The organism is Bacteroides sp. AM54-2NS, assembly GCF_003602935.1.
Classification (GTDB): domain Bacteria; phylum Bacteroidota; class Bacteroidia; order Bacteroidales; family Bacteroidaceae; genus Bacteroides; species Bacteroides xylanisolvens.
The window spans coordinates 48020-67564 of the sequence record NZ_QTMZ01000006.1 but is presented as its reverse complement, the minus strand read 5'-3'; the positions used below and the strand labels follow the sequence as shown (position 1 = coordinate 67564).

Here is a 19545-nt window from a genome sequence, read left to right as displayed (position 1 = left end):
TAAGAATTAAGAAATCAAAGTTGAAAATTAAAAGTTGAGAGTCGGCATACGGATGCTACGCAGCCAATTCTCTATTTTTAATTCCCAATTCCCCATTTATTAAATTGAGAATGCATCAAATCCACCATCGATTACAGCTACTGTACCTGTTACGAAGTTGGAAGCATCGCTAATCAAATAATGGATTGTTCCATAAAGATCTTCCGGTTCACCGAAACGGTTGAATGGAGTATGAGCGAGAATTGTTTTTGAACGATCAGTCAGAGAGCCATCCGGATTAGTCAATAATGTACGGTTTTGTTCAGTCAGGAAGAAGCCTGGAGCAATTGCATTTACGCGCAAGCCATTACCGAATTTCAATGCCAGTTCGCCAGCCATGTATTTAGTAAAGTTAGCAATAGCTGCTTTAGCTGCACCATAACCAACGACACGAGTCAATGGACGAAGAGCTGATTCAGAGCAGAAGTTTACAATAGAACCTTTCTTCTGTTCTACCATAATTTCAGCAAATACCATTGTAGGCAATACTGTACCGAAAAGGTTCAAATCCACCACTTTCTTAAATGCGTCAATCTGTAAATCAAAGAAAGTTTTATCCGGAGCGATAGTTGCACCTGCATGTTACCTCCAGCAGCGTTCAACAAAACATCAATACGGCCATAAGCTTTCATAATTTCCACTTTGTTGCCTTCCAGCACTTCCTTATCCATCACATCAGTGTAAAGGAACATTGCTTCATTTCCTTCTGCTTTGATACTGTCTACCAATGCTTTTCCAGCTTCTTCACTTCTGTCGAGTACAACCACTTTTGCGCCTTCCTTTGCGAGATACGCAGCAATACCTTTACCTAAAATACCAGCTCCGCCGGTGATAACAACTACTTTGTCTTTTACGTTAAATAATTCATTCATGGTTCTTATAAATTTATATGTTTATAATTTATTGTTCAGATAATATTTCAGATTCTCTTTAAGGAGAATATCGATAGGCATCAAATTCACTTTCTCACTATTCTGCTTGAACAGCAAATGATTACACAATGATTTAACACCATCGTACCCCTGACGCTCGGGGCGCTGCGCAATCAATGCGGTTATCACACCTTCGGAAAGTAATTGCGTATTTCTGCCGATAAGGTCATAACCAACCAGTTTGACAGCCTGCATTCCTCTTGCTTTCAGGTAATTTCCTAAAATATAGCAAGTTGAATTAAAGATAATAGCGCCTTTAATATTCGGATTAGCTTCAAAGATTTCATCCAGTTTCATGAAGTTATACACTGAATCATTTATTTTCAGTTCTACTTCATGCAGATTTCCGTTAAACGCTGTTTCAGTGAGATAATGACAGAAACCTTCGCGCCTGTTCTTTCCCTGGTTAGAATCATTCTTCCCACTATGAATAATCCGTGCCATTAATATATCGGAAGAAGAAGGAAGCCTGTCCATCAATAATCTGGCAGCAATCACTCCGGCATCATAAGATTCCGTTCCAAAATAAGCCAGTTGATGTTGCCCTCCAATGTTGGAGTCAACATACACGTATGGTATTTCATTCCTGTCAAGCTCCTGCGAAAGCCGGATAACAGAATCTGTAAACAAAGTCGCAATCAATACCCCATCCACTTTCTCATTCAGCAGATTTCGGATGATATCATCAAAAGTCTTGTTATTATATTGATCGAAAAAGAGTTTGGTAATGGTGATATTATATGATTCCATTTCCGCCGCAGCTTTATCTATACCTTCCGAAATAGCTTCCCAATACTCCCCCTGCACAAAAGAAGGAGTTATTGCAAGGATATGATATTGTTTTTTGGAGGCAGCTAATGAACGTGCCATCAGATTTGGTTGGTAATGTACCATTTCCAAGATAGCCTGTACTTTTTTCCTGTTTTCTTCAGATACTCTTCCACGATTATGGATTACACGGTCTACCGTGCCAACAGAGACACCTGCCATCTTAGCAATGTCTACAATCCGAATATTTGAAAACTCTTTATCCATATATTGATAAGCATCTTGTTTTTCATCGGCAAAAGTAAAATGAATTATTGAATTAAGCAATAGTGTGTGCGCACACACATTATATCAAAACAAACATATACAATTAATAATCAAACAATTAACTCCAACAAACAGAAAACATACATGTTGTTAAACATAAGAAAAAGTAAAGATAGTATAGAGAAAAAGACTCTTTTCAGATGAAAAGTTAGAGAGAAAGTAACTCCCAATTCTTGAAGGAAACGATAATAATAAAGAAGATTAGCCTAAATGTGTTCGCACACACATTGATACGATGACTAAATAAAGCTAGGGATAAAAGATTAAATATACAAAAAATAAAACAGGTAACCAATTATATTTAAATCGATTACCCGTTTTGGGATTCTTACTTTTCCCACTTATCTTTTGCTTTTCCGGCCATTTTGTCGGCTTCTGCCGCTACTTTATCAGCAATTTCCGCACCGGTTTCTACTGCTTTAAGTCCAAGATCCATTGCTTTTCTTTCAGCATGAGCAGCTGCTATTTCAGCATCGCGACCTATACGATGGATAGCATTATAAATTTCGCTTTCCAACTGTTTTGCTTTTGCTGTACGTGAAAGACGATAAGCTACTGCGCCGAGGATTGACCCAATTCCGAGTCCAATCCAGAAATTTCCATGTCTACATTCCATAATTAAGTTCTGTTTTTAGGATTAAAAATAAATTATATAAATATCTATTTAGATTTCGAGAATAAGGAAGCAATCCATAATACAAGGATAGCCCCTACAGTGGAAGTTATCAAACTTCCGATCAATCCTGAAGCTGACAGTCCGAAAAGGGCAAATACCCAACCGCCCAGTACACCTCCAAGAATACCAAGTAATAAATTTATAATAAGACCAAAGCCTCCGCCGCGCATTACTTTACCTGCGAGGAATCCAGCCACAATACCAATAATGATATACCAAATAAAGCCCATATAATCCTCCTTTTTTATTTAACAACAGCAGGTACGGAGAATAGTTCAGTTAGTCAAAATTGAATTAACGACAATTTAGAATCCTTAGTCTTAGAGAAACGGGAAAGTTTGCGTACCTTTGCAGCCAATTTTTCAGGAACACTTCTAAAGCAATAGGTATCATGGTACAAAATCAGGAACAACCCGTAGGAAAAATTACATTTTCCATCTTAATCGCATTAAGTCTTTCACACTGTCTCAATGATCTTTTACAGTCCGTTGTTTCAGCAGCTTATCCGCTATTCAAAGATGATTTAGGATTAAGTTTTGCGCAAATCGGCCTTATCACACTGGTTTATCAGCTTTCGGCTTCGGTCTTTCAACCGATTACCGGAATCATTTTTGATAAATATCCCGTTGCATGGTCGTTGCCTATCGGAATGAGCTTTACACTGATTGGTTTGATAAACTTAGCATTCTCTGATAATCTATACTGGATATTAGCCTCCGTATTCTTAATCGGAATTGGCTCTTCCGTACTACATCCGGAAGCCTCCCGTATCACATTCCTTGCCTCCGGCGGGAAACGTGGACTAGCACAATCGCTCTTTCAGGTAGGTGGTAACTTCGGAGGTTCATTAGGTCCTTTACTGGTTGCTCTGTTGGTGGCTCCTTATGGCAGACAACATCTCATCGTATTTGCATTTGTGGCTTTAGCTGCTATCGGAGTGATGTACCCAATTTGCAAATGGTATAAATCATATCTAAACCGGATGAAAGCACAGACCGTCAGTGTCAGAAAACCTGTTCATCTTCCTTTGCCTATGGATAAGACAGCCCTTTCAATCGCGATATTGCTGATTCTGATTTTCTCCAAATATATCTATATGGCAAGTCTCACGAGTTATTATACTTTCTACTTGATTCATAAATTTAATGTAAGCGTACAAGATTCGCAACTATATTTATTTATCTTTCTGGTAGCTACTGCTATCGGAACATTAATTGGTGGACCTGTCGGTGACCGAATTGGTCGGAAGTATGTGATCTGGGCTTCTATTTTGGGAGCTGCCCCGTTCAGTTTACTAATGCCACATGCTAATTTGATGTGGACTATTATCCTTAGCTTCTGTGTGGGATTGATGCTTTCTTCCGCTTTTCCCGCTATATTGCTTTATGCACAGGAATTGCTTCCTACCAAGCTCGGATTAATATCAGGGTTATTCTTTGGATTTGCATTCGGGGTGGCTGGTGTAGCATCTGCCGTACTCGGTAATTTAGCGGATAAAACGAGTATTGAATATGTATATAATATCTGTGCTTATATGCCGCTACTAGGATTGGTCACATTCTTTTTACCGAATTTGAAGAAGAAAAAAATAGAATAAGATTAGATTAAATAAAATGGGGTGTGTCACATTTTGCGCTCCCTCTTTTCCAAAGAAAACGACCGGTATGCATCGTCACGACGTATACCGGTCTACAAGTTAAGGTCAAAGTCAAAAAATTAAGAGAGCTATTTATATGTTAGGGTTAGCGTTAATTTCTTTCTGTGGAATAGCATATAAATAATAAGTGCTATTTACTGTAAACGGTTTACCGTTCGGGAAGTTGAGGAACCAATGTCCCAGAGGATTTCGTTTTTCAAAGCTACCACCCTCCTGCCAGCAATCGACTTCTGTCTTCTGCATCTCATCCGATAAAGCAGCACGTTCTACTGCCTTTTGTGTACGAAGTATATCGGTAATACCAAATCCTTCTCCCCAAAGTTCACGGCGACGTTCCATCAGAATCTCATTGATTACATCTTCCTGTGATTTTCCTGTCACCTCGTAATCCCCTACTCCACGGGCATTACGCAATGTATTCAATGGAGCTACAGCCTGTGCCAACGCTACGCCATCGCGTACTTTTGCTTCAGCTTCTATCAAATACATTTCAGCAGCACGCATCAAGACCAGATCAGCCGTATCATCTGCACGCATGTGGAATTTCTTATATCCCAAATATCCTTCACGCATCCACTGAAACAAAGGTAAACGAATATCACCTTCGGTAAATGTATCTTTCAGATGGGGATCAGCCATAAAGCTGCTATATGCTCCTACGTATGTTGCATCCAAATAATAGAAATTATAGCTGGCATCCGATTGGGAAGGAATTTGAGGAAATCCCCATATCCACTCTTTATTGGAAATGTTATTAAAACCTTCGTACTCGGCTGTAGTTGTCATCAACGTATATCCTGCACGTGCTGCTTCGGCAGCTTTTGCGGCTTCTTCCCATTGTCCGGTCAGCAAGTAAGCGCGAGCCAAAAGACCGTTGACTACTGCTACATTTGGTTTGAACTTTTGATTATCACCGCTGCGGACATAGTTTTTCAAATAGTCCTTCGCCAGAGTGAGGTCGTCGAAAATAAGCTGATAAACCTGTGCCACTGTTGATTTTCCTTTCGGTACAGTGGAGCTATTGCTAGGTTCGGTATATATAGGAACACACGGAGCATCTTTATCTTTCAAGTAGGTGAATTGATAATGCTGTACCAAGTGCAAATAACAAAAGGCGCGTAATGCCAATGCTTGTCCCTGTGCCTGACGGAGTTCTTCCGAATCCCCCTTGATAGAAATGGCAGTATTACAATTATCTATCGTTTTATATATCAGATACCAGGCAAACTCTGTTCTACCATTTGAGGATTGCGCTATATCATTGAACTGATACGAAGAGTTAAAACCATATTTCGGACGGGAAACAATATCACTTGCCATCATATCATCCAGACACTGAAGTGCCCGATAACCGATATTGGCATAGGTACTTGAATAATCAAACAGATTATACCAGGCACCATTCACAAGTGCCTCCGCATTTTCGGGTACAGATACCTTATCCGAACTTACCGCATCTGTGGGGTCCGTATCCAAAAAACTGCTGCTGCAACTCGTTGCCAGGAAAAGTCCGGCAACTGCCGCAAGAATGGATTGAATTTTTATTTTTCTCATAATTTAGTCTGAATTTAGAAAGAAACATTGATACCTCCGGAGATGGTTCGCATAGCCGGATAACGGTAATAAGTGATACCGGTAATTCCCTGTTCAGGGTCTAGTCCCTGATTCCGGTGAATGGTAAACAGATTATCTCCTTGTACATATACCTGCACACTGCTCAATGACAACTTACTAATCCATTGTTTGGGTAAGTTATAGGAAAGTGTCAGGTTTTTCAATCGCATATACGAATTATTCTGCAAGAAGCGAGTGGAAGCCGAGTTCCAGTTATTAGAGGTAGTACTCAAAGCAGGGACATCGGTATAGCGATTGTCGGGAGTCCATCTTCTTAGAATCTCCGTCGACCAGTCGCGACCTTCCAAACTTCCATTGTGCAGAATCATTGTGACATCACGATTGTAGATATATCCACCGATACTATAAGCAAAGATAGCCGAAAGATCAAATCCTTTCCAGGAAAGAGACGTATTGAATCCGCCATACACCTTCGGAAGAGACGATTTGTTGACATAATAATAGTCAGCCGAACCATAATCATTTGTTGTGACACGTTTTCCGGTCGGATTCTTATTTGCATCCACCTCATTCTTATACCACAGCGGATCTCCATTTTCCGGGTCTACTCCCGCCCACTCTATCATATAGAAATCATACACCGAACGACCTACCTGCAACTTGTTCACACCACTTCGCGGCATATCTTTCAATGGGAGATCTGTCACCTTATTCTTATAATGCGTCAAGTTCATACCCAGTTTCCATACCCAACCATTCTGATTGATAATCGTTCCGTTAAGCACCATTTCTATACCTGTATTCTTCAAGGCTCCTACATTTTCGTCAATAGAACCATATCCCAGGGAAGGAGCTATCGGACGTGAATAAAGCAGGTCTTTCGAACGACGTGTAAAGAAATCAAATGAACCGGAAAAACGGTTATTAAACAGGGAGAAGTCGATACCTACATTAAAGTTGAGGTTTGTTTCCCATTTCAGATTCGGAGTTGCCATACGGTCGGACACTAACGCATTTTCTCCCAAATTGGAAACAATGGTATAAAGTCCTTTACTTGCATAATAAGTACCCAGGTTGTCATTTCCCTGCGCACCATAGCTCATTTTCAGAGTCAAGGCAGACAACCAGTCGGAAGTACTTGCCATAAACTCTTCCCGGTCGATACGCCAGGAAGTACCCAACGACCAGAAATTTCCCCAGCGGGTCTCCGGCGCAAAACGTGAAGAACCGTCGCGACGATAGGATGCCGAGAAGAAATATTTATTTTGATAGTCGTATAATGCTTGAGTCAGATAACCCACCAACGCATAGTCGATGCGATACCCCGAACCTCCGGTCAACTGTGAACCGACTACCAACTCCGGCATATCAGGCTGCGCCATTTTGGAACGTGATGCTGTCAGTTCATCGTAGCGGTAAGAATAGGCCTCCACACCGGCAAGAACATTAAAATGATGTTCACCAATTGTCTTGTCATACGTAGCAATATTATTCCATGTCCAAGAGAAAGTGCGGGTATTCATTCGGCTGACGCCGCCACCGTTTTCTTTAGCCGGACCTAATTTAGGGTTCGTATAATCCAACGTATTATAATTAATCAAGTCAAAGTTGAAACTTGTCTTGAATTTTAATCCTTCAATAATCGTAGCTTCCAAGAAAGTACGACCGGAAACTTCATCTTTCATTCGTTCTGATTTGTCTAAAGGCAAAGTAGCCGGCAGATTCCAGTTTGCCATCGAACCGGAAGGACGATAAGAGCCGAAGTCATAAATGCGGTCTCCATTCTCATCCAATTTGTAACTACCGTCGGTATTCATTTCATAAATCGGATAAAATCCCGGCATGGTACGTCCTGCGGTAATCACATTACTGGTTTTGGAGTCGGAAGAAACCGGATAGTTCTGCATAGAATGTGCAAAACTCAAATTGACTCCTCCCTTCAACCAGGAAGTCATTTCGCTGGTGATATTGGAACGAAGATTGAAACGCTGATAACCGGATTCAAGCGCAATACCTTTATCATTCAGGTAGCCGGCTGAAAAGAAATACTGATTTGCTTTTCCGCCTCCGGAAACACTTAGATTCAACTCTGTGCGAAGTGCTTGTTGTTCCATGGCATCACTCCAGTCTGAATTCCATAATGGACGGGCACCTGCCACCAATTTTCCATCTGTACCGACCGGTTGCGCATATTGGGGACCGTATGGATTCGGTCCACCTCCCATCAATTTCGTAACCAGGTCTTTGGATGCTTGTGCCGCAGCAGTTGCCGGAGTATAATCCGCGCTCTTGGCGTACTGATTGCGAAGTGCTTCCCAATACAATTCAAAGTATTGATCGGTACTGACACGATCATAATCACGCACGGCACGATTGGAACCTCCTAAAGAGGCTTTTACCTTTACGGTCGCTTTGGTATTTTGATCTCCTTGCTTGGTTGTGATAATAATCACCCCATTTGCGCCACGTGAACCGTATAAAGCAGCAGAAGCCGCATCTTTCAATACTGTCATCGAAGATATATCATCAGGATTGATAGAATTCACACTACCGTCGAACGGAACACCGTCCACCACATAAAGCGGAGCGCTGGATGCATTGATAGATCCGATACCACGAATACGGATTTCCGCATCCGTACCCGGCTGCCCGCTTGCCGCACTAGCCTGTACTCCGGACACCGTCCCTTCTAATACACGCGATACGCTCGAAGTCTGTAGCTTTTCAATCTCACCCGCTTTCATCGTCGAAGCTGCTCCGGTAAAACTATACTTCTTAGCGATAGCATAAGCTACTACCATTACTTCTTCCAGTTCTTTACTTTCCGATTCCAACGTGACATTAATCACACTTCGGTTATTCACCGGTTGCTCTACCGATCTCATTCCTACAAAGCGGAACACTAAAGTGCCGGTAGCAGGAACTTCAATTGAATAATTTCCATCAATATCGGTGATGGTGCCGGAGGATGCTCCTTTCAATTGTACGGAGACACCAGGCAAGGGCTCCCCTTCAGAAGTCACCGTACCCGTCACGCGTTTCTCCTGCTGTGCTTCCGCATATACTATATTTCCTGCAAAAAGCAGAAGAGACACGACTAATAAACGTAAATAGATTCTCATAATTTTGTGGCTTAAGATTTATTTGCTTGTTGTAACTAACAGTATATTGAACTTTTTTGTTTAGGAAACGAAACATTTTTTAGAAGATTACTAGCATAAATCAACGAAAGGTAGTACATTCGTGAAACGAAAAACATCTAAAACAACAAAGAACCGCATGGGGAAACGGGTTATTCTATATCTTTTTCTGTTATTTTCACTGTCCTTACAGGCACAAAGTGAAGAGAAAGCCCTTTCTACAAATGATAGTACAAGAATAGATTCCACAACGGTCACCCAGTCCAGTCCTTTCAAAAGAGCAATCAAGAAATTTATGAATTTCAGTGATTTTGATACGCTCTATATCAGCCCGAACCGTTATAATTATGCGTTGATGGCTACTCATTTCAGCAACTTCGAATATTACTCTGTCACCAGCGAACAGCCTCAACCACAAAAACTTAGTTTCTCTCCCAACCCGCATAATAAAATAGGATTGTATTTCGGCTGGCGATGGATTTTCCTGGGATGGTCCGTAGATGTGGATGATATCTATCGGAAAACCAACCGGAAGAATAGAGGTACAGAGTTTGACCTTAGCTTATATAGTTCCAAACTTGGCGTAGATATATTCTACCGTCGTACCGGAAACAATTACAAGATACATAAGATCAGAGGATTTTCTGAAGATATTCCCTCCAACTATTCCGAGGATTTCAGTGGAATAAAGGTGGATATAAAAGGACTGAACTTATATTATATCTTCAATAACAGAAAATTCTCTTATCCGGCCGCCTTCAGCCAGTCCACCAACCAACGACGCAACGCGGGAACATTTATTGCCGGTTTTTCTATTTCAAAGCATCATCTCGACTTCGACTACACAGAACTTCCTGTTTTTCTACAGCAGACAATGAATCCCGGTATGAAAGTCAAGGATATAAAATATACCAATGCCAATATCAGTTTCGGATATGCCTACAACTGGGTCTTTGCCCGCAACTGCCTGGCATGTTTGTCTCTCACCCCTGCCATTGCCTATAAAGCCTCTGATGTAGATGCGGAAACTCACGAGGGAAAAGCATGGTACGGCAAATTTAATCTGGATTTTCTACTCCGTGCAGGGGTTGTTTATAATAACGGAAAATACTTTGTAGGTACTTCTTTCGTTGGGAAAAACTATAATTACCACCGGAATAATTTCTCTGTAGACAATGGTTTCGGCACTCTTCAGATATATGCCGGATTCAATTTCAACTTGCGCAAAGAATACAGGAAAAAGAAATAAAAGTACGGATATCAGAAATTGTAAACTTGCTTGCTTATCCAAAGAATCTTTGTACATTTGCCACGTTCTAACGAACAAAAGTAAAAAATCAATGAAGCAACAACGCCACATACAGACCACACGTACCCTTCTTTCCCGCTTCCGTTATTGGGGCAGAAAGAACTATGCCGCTTTTGCGAGTATGGGACGTGAATTCCAAATCGGTCATCTGCACATCAATGTTGTGGACGTTGCCCTTCGTAAGCAGAATGCTAAAATTACTATCCCTTATCATACATTTATGACACTTCAGGAAATAAAAGACCAAGTGTTGGCAGGCATTGATATTTCGCCCGACCAAGCCGCTTGGCTAGCCAACATGGCTGACAGCGAGGCGCTATATGCCGCCGCGCATGAGATTACCGTCGCACGTGCTTCGCACGAATTCGACATGTGTCCATCATCAACGCCAAGTCCGGCCGATGCCCGGAAAACTGTAAATGGTGTGCACAATCCTCTCATTACAAGACTAAAGCCGATATTTACGATCTCCTTCCCGCTGAAGAATGTCTCCGACAGGCGAAATACAATGAAGCTCAAGACGTCAACCGTTTCTCTCTCGTTACCAGCGGACGAAAACCATCTCCCAAACAGATCACCCAACTTTGCGATACCGTTCGCCAAATGCGACGTCACTCGTCCATTCAGCTCTGTGCTTCTCTGGGGTTACTTAACGAAGAAGAGCTACGTTCCCTACACGAAGCCGGAATCACCCGTTATCACTGTAACCTGGAAACGGCTCCGTCTTATTTTTCCAAACTCTGCACTACACATACACAAGAACAAAAACTGGCTACTCTCGATGCAGCCCGTCGTGTAGGCATGGATATCTGCTGCGGAGGTATCATCGGTATGGGAGAAACGATGGAGCAACGGATTGAATTTGCTTTCACTTTAAAAGAACTGAATGTTCAGTCCATACCTATCAACCTGCTTAGTCCGATTCCGGGAACTCCACTGGAAAACGAGCAGCCTTTAAGCGAAGAAGAAATACTTAAAACCATCGCTATCTTTCGTTTTATTAATCCGACAGCTTTTCTAAGATTTGCCGGAGGACGTTCACAACTTTCTTCCGAGGCGATGCACAAAGCATTATATATCGGTATTAACTCGGCTATCGTAGGCGACCTGCTGACAACTCTCGGTTCCAAAGTATCGGAAGACAAAAAGATGATTCAGGAAGAAGGTTATCATTTCGCCGGTTCCCAGTTTGACCGCGAACATATCTGGCATCCGTACACTTCGACTACCGATCCGCTTCCTGTCTACAAAGTGAAACGGGCAGAGGGAGCCACCATTACCCTCGAAGACGGACAAACGCTCATTGACGGAATGTCTTCTTGGTGGTGTGCAGTGCATGGATATAATCATCCGGTATTGAATCAGGCGGCAAAAGAACAATTAGATAAAATGTCTCATGTCATGTTCGGAGGACTGACGCATGATCCGGCCATTGAATTGGGGAAACTATTATTGCCTTTGGTTCCTTCTTCCATGCAGAAAATATTCTATGCAGACTCCGGTTCGGTAGCCGTAGAAGTGGCACTGAAAATGGCTGTACAATATTGGTATGCAGCAGGAAAACCGGAAAAGAATAATTTCGTGACTATCCGTTCCGGCTATCACGGTGATACGTGGAATGCCATGTCTGTATGTGATCCGGTGACGGGTATGCACAGTCTTTTCGGTTCAGCATTGCCTGTACGTTATTTTGTCCCGTCCCCCACTTCCCGGTTCGACGGAGAATGGAATCCGGAAGATATACTACCTCTGCAAGAGATGATTGAAAAACATTCAAAAGAGTTGGCAGCGCTTATCCTGGAACCGGTGGTACAGGGAGCAGGTGGCATGTGGTTTTATCATCCGCAGTATCTGCGTGAAGCAGAAAAGCTTTGCCGGAAGCACAATATTCTTCTAATCTTCGACGAAATAGCAACGGGATTCGGACGTACCGGCAAACTTTTTGCGTGGGAACACGCCAGAGTAGAACCGGATATCATGTGCATCGGCAAAGCACTGACCGGAGGATATATGACACTTTCTGCTGTATTAGCCAGTAACCGGATAGCAGATACCATCTCCAACCATGTACCGGGAGCTTTTATGCACGGGCCTACATTTATGGGTAATCCACTTGCGTGTGCAGTGGCTTGCGCTTCCGTTCGCCTATTACTCGAATCCGGTTGGCAAGAGAATGTGAAGCGAATTGAAACTCAACTGAAAGAAGAACTGGCACCTGCACGGGAATTTCCGGAAGTAGCTGATGTACGAATACTCGGAGCTATCGGAGTCATTGAGATGAAGCGTCCGGTAAATATGGCCTATATGCAACGACGATTTGTGGAAGAAAGAATCTGGGTACGTCCCTTTGGCAAACTGGTATATCTGATGCCGCCTTTCATCATTACTTCGGAACAATTAAGCAAACTGACTTCCGGGTTACTTAAAGTTATTCAAAAAAGATGACAGATAAAAAGAATATTACCGGATTTTCACCCAAAGATCTGTTCCTCGGTGAGCAAAAGGGTGTTCCTCGGTGAGGAACGGACCTTTCCTCACCGAGGAAGGATGCCTTGGTCGGTGAGAAACTTCCGGGATAGTCCTTCTGACGATAAACATCTTATAAACAACAGATTACACTTTCAATCATTCATCTATCGAATACTGATTACTTAAAATAACAATTCATGACATTAGAGTATATAAACCAGGAACTCCAGACCTTGAAAGAGAAAAAGAATTACCGTTCTCTCCCACCGCTAATCCACAAAGGGCGAGATGTTCTGCTGAACGGACAACGAATGTTGAACCTATCTTCTAATGATTATCTCGGACTGGCTAATGACATTTCATTGAGGGAAGAATTCTTAAGGACGCTCACTCCCGAAACTTTCCTGCCCACCTCCTCTTCTTCCCGGTTATTGACCGGTAATTTTAGTGACTATCAGAAGTTGGAGCAACAGCTAGCCACCATGTTCGGAACCGAAAGTGCACTCATATTCAATAGTGGTTATCATGCCAATACAGGAATACTTCCTGCCATTTGCAATACTCACACCCTGATTCTTGCTGACAAGCTGGTGCATGCAAGCCTGATAGACGGGATTAAATTATCATCAGCTAAATGTATACGGTATCGTCACAATGATATTTCCCAGTTGCAGCGACTGATTGCTGAAAATCATAACGCTTATGAGCAGATTATTATTGTTACCGAAAGTATCTTCAGCATGGATGGCGATGAAGCTGATCTTCCCGCTCTCATTCAACTCAAAAAGAGCTATTCCAATATTCTTCTTTATATAGATGAGGCTCATGCTTTTGGTGTACGAGGGAAAAAAGGATTAGGATGTGCTGAAGAACAAGAATGTATCAACGATATAGACTTTCTGGTAGGTACATTCGGGAAAGCCATTGCCTCGGCAGGAGCTTATATTGTCTGTCGACAACTCATTCGGGAATATCTAATCAATAAAATGCGCACGTTTATATTCACCACTGCACTTCCGCCCATTAATATTCAATGGACTTCATGGGTGTTAGAACGTCTTCCAGCTTTACAACATAAGAGAACTCACCTGCTACAAATCAGTGAAAAGCTAAAGGAAGCCCTTACAACCAAAGGATACAATTGCCCCTCGGTAAGCCATATTGTCCCTATGATTGTCGGAGCAAGTGAAGATACCATATTGAAAGCAGAAGAACTCCAACGCAAAGGATTTTACGCATTGCCGGTACGTCCGCCTACGGTTCCCGAAGGGACTTCACGCATCCGCTTCTCACTGACAGCGGACATCACCGAACATGAAATCGACCAACTCATCAAACTGATAAACGGATGAAACAGTATTTTATCATAAAGAATAATCAAAAGCATCTATTGCTTTTCTTCGCAGGCTGGGGAATGGATGAAACTCCATTCCTGCAAATTCACCCGACCGATAAGGACTGGATGATTTGCTATGATTATCGTTCATTAGAGTTCGATGCCGACATTTTGCAAGAATATTCCGAAATCACCCTCATTGCCTGGTCAATGGGAGTATGGGCAGCCTCACAGATAATGAAACAATATCCATCCCTGCCCCTTTCCCAAAGTATCGCTATCAATGGGACTCTTTCTCCTATACATGAAACGAAAGGGATTACTCCTACCATTTTTGAAGGAACCCTGCAAGGACTGAATGAACAATCCCTGCAAAAGTTTCAAAGAAGAATGTGCGGTTCAGCAGCCGATTACAAGGCTTTTCAGACAGTAGCTCCCCAACGTCCCGTTGAAGAGCTCAAAGAAGAGCTTGCTGCCATACAAAAGCAATACTTATCATTGCCACCGTCGGATTTTGCATGGCAAAGAGCCATCATAGGAAAGAGCGACCGTATCTTCCTGCCGGATAGCCAATGGTTGGCATGGAGAAACAAAGTGGATTCCCTTGAATATACAGAAGCCGCTCATTATCAACAAGACCTTTTTGATAATGTAATCATGCAAATCAACTAATGATCGATTTATGGATAAACAACTAATCGCCGAACGTTTCTCTAAAGCCATTGCTACTTATCCCCAGGAAGCAAACGTACAACGGCAAATAGCAGATAAAATGATTCACCTGCTTACAGAACACATCTCTTTTCCCTGTTCAAAAGTGATTGAGTTCGGATGCGGTACAGGTATTTATTCCCGTATGCTACTTCAGGCCCTTCGGCCGAAAGAATTATTGCTAAACGACCTTTGCCCGGAAATGAAGTACTGTTGCGAGGATATATTAAGAAAAGAACAGGTTTCCTTTCTTCCGGGAGATGCAGAAACAGTTCCTTTCCCCGCTGAAAGTACATTAATTACTTCCTGCTCGGCTCTGCAATGGTTCGAATCTCCTGAAAACTTTTTCAAAAGGTGCAACACCCTGCTTAATAATCAAGGCTATTTCGCTTTCAGCACTTTCGGTAAAGAGAATATGAAAGAGATACGAGAGTTAACAGGAAACGGGCTCCCTTATCGTTCACGGGAAGAGCTTGTTAAAGCCTTGTCATCCCACTTTGACATACTCCATTCGGAAGAAGAACTTATTTCTCTTTCGTTTGATAACCCACTAAAAGTACTTTATCATTTGAAGCAGACAGGAGTAACCGGAATATCCGGCACCTCTTCCCAACAACTGCGGACACGTCGTGACTTGCAGTTATTCAGTGAACGTTACACACAAGAATTTACCCAGGGCACTTCAGTGTCCCTGACCTATCACCCTATTTATATCATCGCAAAAAAGAAAAAAGTATGAAACAGAATGTATATTTCGTAAGCGGTATCGACACCGATGCCGGCAAGAGCTACGCCACCGGATTTCTAGCTCGTGAATGGAACAAGAACGGACAGCGTACCATCACTCAAAAGTTTATCCAAACAGGAAACATTGGTCACTCCGAGGATATTGATTTGCATCGTCGTATCATGGGAATCTCCTTTACAGAAGAAGACAAAAAAGGACTGACTATGCCGGAAATTTTCTCTTATCCCGCCTCTCCGCATCTAGCTTCCCAACTGGATAACCGTCCCATTGACTTCGGCAAAATCAAACGTGCTACGGAAGAGTTGAGCGAACGCTATGATTTTGTTCTGCTCGAAGGCGCAGGTGGCTTAATGGTTCCGCTAACAACAGAGCTTCTGACAATAGACTACATTGCCCAAGAGAATTATCCGCTTATCTTTGTTACTTCCGGTAAATTGGGAAGCATCAATCATACTTTGCTTAGCCTTGAAGCCATACAAAAACACGGTATTGTACTGGATACAGTACTTTATAATATGTATCCTACCGTAAAAGATAAAACGATTCAGAATGATACGATGAACTTCATTCAAAACTGGCTGAAGAAGTATTTCCCGGATACGAAATTTATATTAGTTCCGGAAATAAAAGAATAAAAAGACTTATGACTTCAAAAGACTAGCCTCACTATTTGCCGGGCTAGTTTTTTGTTTCTACAATCCACTTTTCAATATTACGGGTTTCCGCACTGAAATTTACTCCTATTTTAAAGAGTTTACGTCCGTCCATTTCGAAAGGAAGAGCATAATTCTTGTCGTTAATCTGCTGTAAAGCATCTTCTGCCGTACCGTTCAACTTAAATTCCATGATATAAATAAATTTATCGGTCTGCAAGACAAGGTCGATGCGCCCTTCACTCGTATGATACTCTACCTTGGTGTAGAAACCTAGCAGTTTAAAAACGATAAAAAGAACATTTTCGTAATGTAGCTCCTGGTCCCGAATCACTTCGTAAGTAGTGTCTGCAAAGAAACTTTGCAGACGGCGGAAGAAAGAGTTATAATCACCGGAACGCACTTCACGAACAAACTTCTGAATCTCAAAAGGCGACTCGACCTTATTTACGTTCGCATAAAAAGGAAGCAGGAAGCGGATAAAACCTTCTTCCACTTCGCGATTGGGGAAACCCAAGCGATACATTCCAAATTCTTCATCATACCCCTTAATGGTTAGGTATCCACTCTGATAAATTACCGGGATGGGATTGGTGGATTCAGAATCTATACTGTTCAACACTTGGACATCGGTCTCTTCATGTGCCATCCGCTCCAGGTCATAATGATGTTTTTTTAGCAATTTCACCAAATAGGTAGGCGTACCCGTTTCAAACCAATAACTACCAAACTCCTTACGCTTGAAAGCGTTCAGCAGACTGAACGGGTTGTACATGCCGATTGAATTGTGCGTAAAATGATAACCGTCATAACACTCTCTCAAATCTTCACAGAGTTTGTCATACGTTATTCCACGTGCTGCTGCAAATTCATGTAGTTCCGCTTCCAGATTTTCATGGATTTCACGCTCGCTGACACCACAAATTTCGACATACTCATTCCACATTGAAATATCATCCAGATTATTCAAATCACTGAATACACTGACTTTGCCAAACTTTGTCACGCCGGTGAGCAGAGCGAACTTTATATACCCGTCCTCGTTTTCAAAGCGCCATAAAATGGCTTCAGAGTATTTCGGAATTGCTTTTGCAGTTCCTCATTACCGATAGCTTGCAGCATAGGTTTGTCATACTCATCTACCAGAATAACTACACGTTGTCCGGTCTTCTCACAAGCACGCTGAATGATACCTGCAAAACGCAGGGAAAAAGATGTCTCGGATGGACGGGTGCCGTATTGGCTTTCCCAATATTCCAGATTATCATTCAATATCTTATCCAGACTTTCCGGAGTGTCATACTTCTCGATATTCAGGTCGAGATGCAATATAGGATATTTAATCCAATCCTTTTCCAACTTTTCTACTGCCAAGCCGGTAAACAGTTCTTTTTTTCCTTGAAAGTAAGCCTCTAAAGTAGAAATGAGCAGACTCTTTCCGAAACGGCGCGGACGACTCAAAAAGTAATAACGCCCGGTCTTTACCATTTGATACATCAATGCCGTTTTATCAATATAAAAATAACCATCCTGACGAAGGCTTTCAAAATTCTGAATACCGATAGGATAAATTTTATTGCTCATAATCTCTTCTTTTAAAAATCAACAACACATAAGTGAAGCAAGCGGATTCAAAATCCACTGGGACGGTTCACCTTCCTTATATAGATTCCCACTCTTTATCTCTTATTAATTCTTGAATACTATTTATGAAAGTCTCTGCTTGTGGATATAAGTTGTTTACCATTTCTTCGTCACAATATACAAAGTCATCATAATCTCCACTATGCCTTTTTTCAAATAATGTAGAAAAAGTTTTTCCTACTTTTACAGGAAGTTTTCCTGTCGAAATAAAGTGCAGACCAAGCATCGTCTTCACCCCATTATGAGTCTGCGTTTGAATATCATATTTTAAAAGAAGAGCTACAGTTGCATAATAGCATGCATAATACAGCCTGTTAATAGCAGCATTATAGAATGACTCACGTATCATAACCTCAGCCTCTCTCAATGTTTCATAAGCACGTTGTATCCGATAAGCGACCAGTGCTTTCTTACTTTCCTTATCTAGAATTTCTTTCATAAGACAATACCTTCGTTTATCACATTTACATAAAAAGGTGTTTTAAAAGGCCGGTTCTCCCAAAATTTCTTCAAAACAACTATCGGGCTAATACTAACACCTGTTTTCAATTCCAATTCATATAAAGGTAATGTGATAGCTTCTTCTTTAGCCAATGTCATTTTGTCACCTTCCACTAAAATGAGTAAATCAACATCACTATCATGCCTGGCATCCCCACGCGCCTCAGAGCCATATAAAATAGCCTGCGCATTGGGAGCAACACGTTTTAATGTTTCACGAATAGCTTCTATAATCTCTGGTCTCTTCATTTCTTACTCTTTCTAAATGCATGAATGAATCAAACTTACTACATTACAAAGATACATTTTTCTATCTAAACAACATCACATCTTACATGAAAGTTCGCCATAAAATCATTTAAAGTAGGTTTCCGTTCTCTGTTCAATCTGCTCTGTTCAATCGGATTTGCAATCCGATTGCTTGAGTATCAGGATTTGTAATCCGCTCCTTAACCTCTACCTTCCTAAACCAAAATCACCTCTAGCAGTCCTTTATCACCCGCATAACTCACCGCCGAACTATATAAATAATCTTCCTGTCGTGCAACAATCTCCTGCTTCACCGGATTATTATGAATATAATTCAATTTTTGCAGAAAGAAGTCATGCAAATAAATTAATTCGGGATGATTACCTTCTTGCCAAAAACGATACTTAGATATTTTTTTGTCATTAGCTCCGGCAAAGCGAAAACGATCCAACATCCATTCGCGACGACTTTCTTGAGGATCTGTTTCGAGTTCTGCCATAATACGTTTACTAGTGAACTTTTTAAAATCTCGAAGGATATCCGAAGCTGTTGCTTCTGTTCCGGAACTGACAATCATGTGCAAATGGTTACTCATTAATACCCAGGCATAAATTCTTAAGCCTTTTTTCTCCTGACAATAGGCTAGTGACTCCAGAATTATATGCTTGTATTTAGGACGGGTAAAGATATCTATCCAATCGACAACGGTAGAAGTAACAAAATATAATTCATCTAAAACTCGATTCGCAGTATCCATTGATATACTAATTTGATTAGAGAGGATAAATGTACGATTAAAATCGAAAGAGA

Annotated in this window: 14 protein-coding genes and 3 pseudogenes; 7 read left to right on the top strand and 10 right to left on the bottom strand. The window is 41.5% G+C overall.

Annotated elements, in window-relative coordinates; all coding sequences use genetic code 11:
- Positions 1-99: 99 nt before the first annotated feature.
- The 4 genes and pseudogenes from DXA05_RS05540 to DXA05_RS05525 all read right to left on the bottom strand — a co-directional run bounded on the left by DXA05_RS05540 (position 100) and on the right by DXA05_RS05525 (position 2972).
- Positions 100-911: pseudogene (locus DXA05_RS05540) on the bottom strand (SDR family oxidoreductase).
- A gap of 21 nt (positions 912-932) precedes the next feature.
- Entirely contained in the window at positions 933-2006 is a 1074-nt protein-coding gene (locus tag DXA05_RS05535; RefSeq protein WP_008025616.1) for a substrate-binding domain-containing protein, read from the bottom strand.
- Positions 2007-2394: 388 nt separating this feature from the next.
- On the bottom strand, positions 2395-2682 hold the full coding sequence (locus DXA05_RS05530; RefSeq protein WP_015532932.1) for a YtxH domain-containing protein: 288 nt from the start codon (positions 2680-2682) through the stop codon (positions 2395-2397).
- Between the two features lie 44 nt (positions 2683-2726).
- Positions 2727-2972: a GlsB/YeaQ/YmgE family stress response membrane protein gene (locus tag DXA05_RS05525; RefSeq protein ID WP_004313353.1), complete on the bottom strand. Its 246-nt coding sequence runs from the start codon at positions 2970-2972 to the stop codon at positions 2727-2729.
- A 161-nt stretch (positions 2973-3133) separates the two neighbouring features.
- Between DXA05_RS05525 and DXA05_RS05520 the strand changes: the two genes are divergently transcribed.
- Positions 3134-4339, top strand: a complete 1206-nt coding sequence (locus DXA05_RS05520; protein WP_009039884.1) for an MFS transporter — start codon at positions 3134-3136, stop codon at positions 4337-4339.
- Between the two features lie 132 nt (positions 4340-4471).
- Here the strand turns inward: DXA05_RS05520 and DXA05_RS05515 are convergent, their stop codons facing one another.
- Positions 4472-5953, bottom strand: coding sequence for a RagB/SusD family nutrient uptake outer membrane protein (locus DXA05_RS05515; RefSeq protein ID WP_049702475.1), 1482 nt, complete (start codon positions 5951-5953; stop codon positions 4472-4474).
- 14 nt (positions 5954-5967) lie between these two features.
- Entirely contained in the window at positions 5968-9096 is a 3129-nt protein-coding gene (locus DXA05_RS05510; RefSeq protein ID WP_128858887.1) for a TonB-dependent receptor, read from the bottom strand.
- Between the two features lie 157 nt (positions 9097-9253).
- Between DXA05_RS05510 and DXA05_RS05505 the strand changes: the two genes are divergently transcribed.
- The 6 genes and pseudogenes from DXA05_RS05505 (at position 9254) to bioD (ending at position 16322) form a co-directional block, all read left to right on the top strand.
- Entirely contained in the window at positions 9254-10363 is a 1110-nt protein-coding gene (locus tag DXA05_RS05505) for a DUF4421 domain-containing protein (protein WP_118219443.1), read from the top strand.
- A gap of 91 nt (positions 10364-10454) precedes the next feature.
- Positions 10455-12868, top strand: a pseudogene (gene bioA, locus DXA05_RS05500) (adenosylmethionine--8-amino-7-oxononanoate transaminase).
- A gap of 221 nt (positions 12869-13089) precedes the next feature.
- The gene (locus DXA05_RS05495; protein WP_117684171.1) at positions 13090-14244 is read left to right on the top strand and encodes an 8-amino-7-oxononanoate synthase; all 1155 of its coding nucleotides are present in this window, start codon (positions 13090-13092) and stop codon (positions 14242-14244) included.
- Positions 14241-14900, top strand: a complete 660-nt coding sequence (locus DXA05_RS05490) for a pimeloyl-ACP methyl esterase BioG family protein (RefSeq protein WP_004316904.1) — start codon at positions 14241-14243, stop codon at positions 14898-14900. Before DXA05_RS05495 ends, DXA05_RS05490 begins: the two co-directional genes overlap by 4 nt.
- Positions 14901-14910: 10 nt before the next feature.
- Positions 14911-15678: a malonyl-ACP O-methyltransferase BioC gene (gene bioC / locus DXA05_RS05485; protein WP_087318331.1), complete on the top strand. Its 768-nt coding sequence runs from the start codon at positions 14911-14913 to the stop codon at positions 15676-15678.
- Positions 15675-16322, top strand: a complete 648-nt coding sequence (gene bioD, locus DXA05_RS05480) for a dethiobiotin synthase (protein ID WP_004316902.1) — start codon at positions 15675-15677, stop codon at positions 16320-16322. Before bioC ends, bioD begins: the two co-directional genes overlap by 4 nt.
- A 43-nt stretch (positions 16323-16365) precedes the next feature.
- On the opposite strand, the pseudogene DXA05_RS05475 reads toward bioD, so the two are convergent.
- The 4 genes and pseudogenes from DXA05_RS05475 to DXA05_RS05460 form a co-directional block, all read right to left on the bottom strand.
- A pseudogene (locus DXA05_RS05475) lies at positions 16366-17924 on the bottom strand (ATP-binding protein).
- Positions 17925-18000: 76 nt separating this feature from the next.
- Positions 18001-18423: a HEPN domain-containing protein gene (locus tag DXA05_RS05470; RefSeq protein ID WP_004316065.1), complete on the bottom strand. Its 423-nt coding sequence runs from the start codon at positions 18421-18423 to the stop codon at positions 18001-18003.
- On the bottom strand, positions 18420-18734 hold the full coding sequence (locus tag DXA05_RS05465; RefSeq protein WP_004316066.1) for a nucleotidyltransferase domain-containing protein: 315 nt from the start codon (positions 18732-18734) through the stop codon (positions 18420-18422). The genes DXA05_RS05470 and DXA05_RS05465 overlap by 4 nt, the downstream gene beginning before the upstream one ends.
- 215 nt (positions 18735-18949) lie before the next feature.
- A complete protein-coding gene (locus DXA05_RS05460) occupies positions 18950-19492 on the bottom strand; it encodes a transposase (protein ID WP_227237031.1) in 543 nt (180 codons plus the stop codon).
- Positions 19493-19545 lie beyond the last annotated feature (53 nt).

Excerpts from the sequence above, each read along its gene's own strand:
- DXA05_RS05535 (WP_008025616.1), bottom strand. The coding sequence starts at position 2,006 with ATGGATAAAGAGTTTTCAAATATTCGGATTGTAGACATTGCTAAGATG.
- DXA05_RS05470 (WP_004316065.1), bottom strand. The coding sequence starts at position 18,423 with ATGAAAGAAATTCTAGATAAGGAAAGTAAGAAAGCACTGGTCGCTTAT.
- DXA05_RS05520 (WP_009039884.1), top strand. The coding sequence starts at position 3,134 with ATGGTACAAAATCAGGAACAACCCGTAGGAAAAATTACATTTTCCATC.
- DXA05_RS05510 (WP_128858887.1), bottom strand. The coding sequence starts at position 9,096 with ATGAGAATCTATTTACGTTTATTAGTCGTGTCTCTTCTGCTTTTTGCA.
- bioD (WP_004316902.1), top strand. The coding sequence starts at position 15,675 with ATGAAACAGAATGTATATTTCGTAAGCGGTATCGACACCGATGCCGGC.
- DXA05_RS05465 (WP_004316066.1), bottom strand. The coding sequence starts at position 18,734 with ATGAAGAGACCAGAGATTATAGAAGCTATTCGTGAAACATTAAAACGT.
- DXA05_RS05530 (WP_015532932.1), bottom strand. The coding sequence starts at position 2,682 with ATGGAATGTAGACATGGAAATTTCTGGATTGGACTCGGAATTGGGTCA.
- DXA05_RS05505 (WP_118219443.1), top strand. The coding sequence starts at position 9,254 with ATGGGGAAACGGGTTATTCTATATCTTTTTCTGTTATTTTCACTGTCC.
- DXA05_RS05460 (WP_227237031.1), bottom strand. The coding sequence starts at position 19,492 with ATGGATACTGCGAATCGAGTTTTAGATGAATTATATTTTGTTACTTCT.
- bioC (WP_087318331.1), top strand. The coding sequence starts at position 14,911 with ATGGATAAACAACTAATCGCCGAACGTTTCTCTAAAGCCATTGCTACT.
- DXA05_RS05515 (WP_049702475.1), bottom strand. The coding sequence starts at position 5,953 with ATGAGAAAAATAAAAATTCAATCCATTCTTGCGGCAGTTGCCGGACTT.
- DXA05_RS05495 (WP_117684171.1), top strand. The coding sequence starts at position 13,090 with ATGACATTAGAGTATATAAACCAGGAACTCCAGACCTTGAAAGAGAAA.
- DXA05_RS05490 (WP_004316904.1), top strand. The coding sequence starts at position 14,241 with ATGAAACAGTATTTTATCATAAAGAATAATCAAAAGCATCTATTGCTT.
- DXA05_RS05525 (WP_004313353.1), bottom strand. The coding sequence starts at position 2,972 with ATGGGCTTTATTTGGTATATCATTATTGGTATTGTGGCTGGATTCCTC.